This is a genomic window from Sphingomonas sp. (assembly GCF_019746015.1).
In the GTDB taxonomy this organism is placed as follows: Bacteria; Pseudomonadota; Alphaproteobacteria; order Sphingomonadales; family Sphingomonadaceae; genus Sphingomonas.
Genome location: NZ_JAIESM010000054.1, coordinates 21065 through 27064, shown reverse-complemented (window position 1 = coordinate 27064; position 6000 = coordinate 21065). Strand labels below are relative to the sequence as shown.

Here is a 6000-nt window from a genome sequence, read left to right as displayed (position 1 = left end):
ACCGGGAACGCCTCCAGCTGGGCGATCTGGCGCTGGGTGAGCGCGCGCGCGGCAGCGCGGCCGGCCGGCCCCTCGTCAGACAATTTGGCGCGCAGGTCGGCATTGTCGCCGCGATCGAGCCCCAAATTGGTCGCGCCTTCGGGGTTGAGGCGCAGAGTGTCGAAGAACAGCGTGTCGAACAGCGCATCGATCGGCCGCTTCCCGGGCGCTTGCGCTGCCGAGACGCCGGGGATCGCCGCCACCGCACCGGCTGCCGCCCCTGCCATCAGCTGTCGCCGGTCGAGTTTCATGCGCTGCCCCCCTTGTCGCTCAAGGTCACCAGCATGGCCGAGCCCTGGGGGTCATGCAACCGGCAGCGAAAAGGGCCCGCGCCGCACCCGGCACGAGCCCTATTTCAAGCTTCGCGGTGCCGGCCCGCTCCCCCACCCCGCCTCCCAACGGCAGTATCTTGTGGGAGGCGGGGTGGGGGAGCGAACCGGTGCCGGGGAAAGCGCCTTGGCGCATTCCCCGACCGCTAATCTCACACCCGTTCAGGCGGCGCGGGTGCCGCTCATCGGGAAGCTGCCGAACGCGCCGGCGCCGACCGAGCCGGTCAGCGTGTCGCCGTCGATCGTCGCGCTGCAATCCAGCGTCATCGGCATCGGCACGGTGATGTTCATCTTCCACTTCAGCGTGTTGCCGCCTTCGATGGTGCCGTCGGTGATTTCAACCGAGCCCATCTGGCCGGTATTGGTGCCGGTCCAGCTGTCGCCGTTGCTGGCAACCACCAGCGTGCCCTTCTGGTCGCCCAGCGGCGACTTGACGAGCGTATCCCAAGTTCCATCGACGGTAGCCATCTTCGTCTCTCCCTACTTCGCGCCCGCCACGGACGCGGCTGGCACCACCTCAACCGGCAGCCCGAGCGAGTCAAGCTGCGGCCGCACGACTTTTGCATCGCCCACCACGACCCAGACGAACCGGGTCGCATCGAGCGCGCGGCGGATCGCCGCATCCAGCCCTTCACGCGTCATCGCCCGGTATTGGGCGGTGAGCGTGGCGTAATAATTGTCGGGCCGGCGATACTGGTCATTGTCGAGCATCGCGCTCAGCACGGCGGCGGCGGTTTCGAAATTGCCGGCCAGTTCGCGCGTGGCGCCATTGATGGTGCGGGTGAATTCATCCGCCGTAATGCCCTTTGGCCCCAGGAAATCGGCCAGATCCCCGCGCAGCGCGGCAATCGACTCGCCGGTCTTGTCCGCCTGCACCGGCGCGTTGATGCGATAGGTGACATAGGTTTCGTTCTGCGCGAACCGGCCGCCAGCGCCATAGGACCAGTGCTTGGTCTCCCGCAGGTCGAGGTTGATGCGCGACAGGAAGTCGCCGCCCAGCACGTCGTTTGCGGTTTCGATCGGCAGCAGATCGTCGCTGCCTTTTACCGGGGTCAGCTGGCCTGCGGTGATCAGCGATTGCGGCGAATCGGGGCGGTCGATCAGCACGATCTTGGGCGCCGCCGGGCTTGCCGCCACGCCTTGCGCCTTCACCCCGGCGTCGGCCGCATCGACCCAGCTGCCGAAGCGGCGGTCAAGCTGGGGCACCAGCTTGGCAAGCGGCAGGTCGGAGACGACGAAAATCTTCGCCTTGTCGGGCCGCAGCCAGGCATGCTGGAAGGCGATCAGATCGTCGCGCGTTAGCTTGGCCACCGCCGCCGGATCGCCGCTGCCCGCCGCCGTTTTCGCATAGGGAGAGGCAGGGCCGTAGATCAGCCTGGGCAGCACGCGGCCGGCCAGCCCCTGCGGATTGGTCAGCTCCTGCTGGATGCCGGCGAGCTGCGTCGCGCGCAGCCGGGCCACTTCGCCCTCGGCAAAGGCGGGGTTGCGCACCACATCGGCGAACAGGTCCAGCGCGCCCGCCACATTGGCGCTGGGGGCAGCGACCGACAGATAGGTGCGGTCGGCGCTCGTCCCCTCGCCAAAGCTGACGCCCAGCCGCTCGCGCGCCTCGGCAATGGCGATCGAATCGCGCGTCGTCGTGCCTTCGTCGAGCATCGAGAGCGTCAGCTGCTGCGTGCCCAGCTTGCCATCGGGATCGGCGACGACGCCGGCGTCGAAGCTGATCAGCGCGCGCGTCACCGGCACGGCGGTGCGCTGGGCATAGATCACCTCGATCCCGTTCGACAGGCGGGCACGCTCAACCTTGGGGAACACCAGATTGGCCACCGCGCCAACCGTCGGCGCCGGCGGGCGCGTGCCCATCGGCTTGGCCTCGGGCGGGGCGGCGACCGGCTTGGGTGTTGCGGCCACATCGGTCGTCGCGTCGCGCGGGCCGGGCACCACCGACACCGCATAGACCGGGCGGCTGAGCCATTTCTGCATCGCGGCCGTGACGCTCGCCGGCGTCTGCGCGGCGAGATCGTTGAGGCGCTTCTTGTAATAGGCCGGATCGCCCGAATAGAGTTCGCCCTCGGCAAGCGCGACTGCCTTGCCGCCAAAGCCGCCGACCGACTCAAGCCCGGAGATTCGCCGCGACACAGCGGTGGTAACGGTGCGCTGCAGCTCGTCCTCGGTCGGACCGGTCCGGATGAAATCGGCGATCAGCTCGTCGAGCCGCTTGCCGGCAACGGCCGCGTCCACGCCGGGGCGGACCACCATCACCACCTGGAAAATGCCGGCCTGGGCCAGCGCCTGAACGCCAGTGCTGACCTGAACCGCCAGTTTTTCCTTGCGGACCAGCGCATTTTGCAGCCGCGAGCTGGACAGGCCGCCAAGCACCTGGGCCGCCGCCGTCAGCGCCGACGATTCCTTGTCATTGAGGCCCGGCACCGCCCACAGCCGCGTGACGAGCGTGGCGGCGACCCGGTCCTTGATCACCTCTGCCTTCGGCGCGTCGAGCGTGGGGATGGCAATGGCGGGCGGCTGGCTCTTGGGGCCGGCGGCGATCCCGCCGAAATATTTCTCCACCAGCGGCCTGGCGGTCGCGACATCGATGTCGCCGGCGAGCACCAGCACCGCGTTGTTCGGCCCGTAATTGCTGCGGAACCAGGTCTTCACATCGTCAAGGCTCGCCGCATCGAGATCGGCCATCGAGCCGATGGGGGTGTGGCTATACGGGTGGCCCTCGGGAAACAGCCCGCCGTAAATCCGGTACTGGAGCAGGCCGTAGGGCTGGTTGTCGCCCTGGCGCTTCTCGTTCTGGACGACGCCGCGCTGCTCGTCGAGCACGGCCTGCGTCACCGCGCCGAGCAGATAGCCCATCCGGTCGCTTTCCAGATACAGCGCCTTTTCCAGCGCCGGGGTGGGCACCGTTTCGAAATAATTGGTGCGGTCAAAGCTGGTCGTGCCGTTCAGATCGGTGGCGCCGACCTGTTTCAGCGGCTCGAAGAAATCGCCCGGCGCATTCTCGCTGCCGTTAAACATCAGATGCTCGAACAGATGCGCGAAACCGGTCTTGCCCTTGGGCTCGTGCTTGGAGCCCACGTCGTACCACACACTCACCGCCACCACCGGCGCCTTGCGATCGGTGTGGACCAGCACGCGAAGGCCATTGGGCAGCGTGAAGCGCTGATAGGGGATGTCGATCTTCTTGATCAGCTCGCTAACGGGGGCTGGCTTGGCGATCGACGCGGGCGCGGTCTGGGCGGCTGCCGCGAAGGGGACGGCAAGCCCGGCAACAGCCACCGTGGCGAACAGATAACGCGGCGACATCCTCTACTCCTGTCGTGATTTGCACATTGGCATATCGTTAGGTTGAGCCGTGCGCTAGGGGCGATAGGCGCGCTCCTGGTGCTTCGCGAGGTCGGCCGGGTCGAACCATACCGGCTTGAAGCGGTGCTGGACGAAGAGCGGCGCCTGATCGGCATAATGGGGCGACTCCGGCCGCGTCGTCGCCGCGCCATAGGGCTGCACGGACTGCGAGCGGACGCGCCCTGCCCGGTCCCACGCGATTGCCATGATGAAGCTGTCGCCGTGCATCACTTCCAGCACCCCATCGCGCGCCGGCGTCCAGTTGGAGGCAGCGCGCAGCACGTCGGCGCCCCCGTCCAGCGGCAGGTCGACTTTGCCCTGGCGCAGGCGGAACACCGTGCCGAACGGCGGATCGAGCCGGCCGAAATGCTTTTGCAGATAGTCCGCCGCCTCGATCAGTGCGGTGCGCGGGTCGGTCTGCGGCCGGCGGCGATAATGCCAGCCATTGCCCAGCCGCAGCAGGATGTTGGCGAGCGCGTCGGCGCCGCCTTTCCCGTCAAAATTCCAGTCCCAGCGCTTGAGCAGCGCCACCGCGCCGGCAACGCGCGCATCGCCGCGGGGATCGACTGCCATCAGCACCCCGAACCAGCGCGCCGCCCAGCTGTTGCGGCTGACGCCGGTGTCGAACTTGATCGCCAGCAGCTCCGCCTCGCTGATGCTGGGGTCCGCGCCCATCAGCTCGATCGCGCGGGTGCCGCGGTTGGTGGTGTCGGTCTCGATGCCGAGCAGCGGCGAATAGTCGCCGGGCTTCAGCTCATAACCGGCGCCGGCTGCCTGATAGGGGGTGTTGTTCGCGTTGATGATGAAGCCCGAGCCCGGATTCACATTGCGCGGCACCTGCGCCCAGGCAACGGTGCCGGGGGCGATGTCGGCGCTAGTGTCGCCGGGCAGCACGGCGCGATAATCATAGCCCGGCCGGCGATTGGGGAAGCTGGCGTTATAGAACTGGGCGATGTTGCCGGCGGCATCGGCATAGATGAAATTGGTCGCCGGCACGCCCTGGATCGCCATTGCCGCCTGCCATTCGGCGAAGGTCCGCGCCCGGGTCAGCCGGTAATATTGCTCCACCATCCGCAGCTGGTCAGCACCACCATAGCGGATCGCAAAGGCACCCTTTGGATTGACGATGACGGGCCCCTGCCGTGCTTTGTAGACAGTCTTGTAGATTGGTAGGACAAAGGGTCCCCACAGCTTGACGGGTAGCCACACGCCCCGCGCCTCCAGCGGCAACCATTTGTTATCAAAGCGGTATTGCGTGCCATCCGCATTGGTGGACAGCTTGTAGATGTCGATCAGATCGGGCCGGTTGACGGTATTTGTCCACCCCAGCGTGCGATTATGGCCCAAAAGCGGGTATGGCGCGCCCGGAAAAGTGGCGCCGGCAAAGTCCCAGCCGGCCTTTGAGTGCACCACCAGCTCATACCAGGCGACCTGACCGCGCCAGGGCTGGTGCGAATTGGCGATCAGCCGGGTCGCGCCGTCGGGCGTGCGGCGCGGCGCCAGCGCAAAGGCGTTGGAGCCATTGTCGGTCGTCGCTTGCGGCTCCGGCGTACCCGGCGCGAGCGCGGCCGGATCGGGCACGTCGGGCGCGGGGCCGGCGCTCTGCTTGGGCGGCGCTTCCCCCTTCACCAGCGCGCCCAGCACCGGATCGAGCCCGAAGAAGAAAGGCGAGCGCAGCACGAACCCCGTTGCAATGTCGCGCCCGTTGACCGGGAACAGCCGCGACAGCCGCACTTCGCCGGGGTGTTTTTCGGCATAATGGTTCAATCCGGCGGCATAGCCGTCGAGCAGCGCGCGCACATCGGCGGGCTGCTTCTCATAGTCGCGGGCCACGGTCGCGCGGGCGTCGAGCAGGTGGAGCGCATAGTCGATCGCCGCCCCTTCCTGCCCCAGCAACGCGCCGGCGCGGCCCCGCGTCATCGCCACCACTTCCTGCAGCGTGGCAAAATCATCCTCGGCATGGGCATAGGCGACGCCATAGGCGACATCGGCATCGGTGGTGCCGAAGATGTGCGGCACGCCGAACGTGTCGCGCACGATGCGCGTGTCATAACGGTGCGGCGGCGGCGCCTGCTCCGCCTGCGCGGTCAGCGGCTCCCACAGCGCCAGCCCCGCCATCACCACCGCCACGATGCCGATCAGCACCAGCGCGATCCGCCCGCCCCATTTGCGCATCATCCGTCTCCCTTTGCGCCGAGCCTGGTTTCTGCCCTGCAGACCCTAGATCCGTTCGTCCCGAGCGCAGTCGAGGGACGTGAAGCCGCGCGCTGTGCCCGGCCCA

3 protein-coding genes and 1 pseudogene are annotated in these 6000 nt (G+C 67.6%); all 4 read right to left on the bottom strand.

Annotated features, from left to right (window positions below; genetic code table 11):
• A pseudogene (locus K2Y03_RS08450) lies at positions 1–290 on the bottom strand (DUF885 domain-containing protein); the annotation flags it as partial.
• A gap of 240 nt (positions 291–530) precedes the next feature.
• Positions 531–836 (bottom strand): hypothetical protein, encoded by a 306-nt coding sequence (locus tag K2Y03_RS08445; RefSeq protein ID WP_294089974.1) that lies wholly within the window; start codon positions 834–836, stop codon positions 531–533.
• 12 nt (positions 837–848) lie between these two features.
• A complete protein-coding gene (locus tag K2Y03_RS08440) occupies positions 849–3680 on the bottom strand; it encodes a pitrilysin family protein (protein ID WP_294089969.1) in 2832 nt (943 codons plus the stop codon).
• Positions 3681–3734: 54 nt separating this feature from the next.
• Positions 3735–5894: a penicillin acylase family protein gene (locus K2Y03_RS08435; protein WP_294089966.1), complete on the bottom strand. Its 2160-nt coding sequence runs from the start codon at positions 5892–5894 to the stop codon at positions 3735–3737.
• Positions 5895–6000 lie beyond the last annotated feature (106 nt).

What these genes read in the sequence shown, in the direction of transcription:
- K2Y03_RS08445 (WP_294089974.1), bottom strand. Translation starts at nt 836, where the DNA reads ATGGCTACCGTCGATGGAACTTGGGATACGCTCGTCAAGTCGCCGCTG.
- K2Y03_RS08440 (WP_294089969.1), bottom strand. Translation starts at nt 3,680, where the DNA reads ATGTCGCCGCGTTATCTGTTCGCCACGGTGGCTGTTGCCGGGCTTGCC.
- K2Y03_RS08435 (WP_294089966.1), bottom strand. Translation starts at nt 5,894, where the DNA reads ATGCGCAAATGGGGCGGGCGGATCGCGCTGGTGCTGATCGGCATCGTG.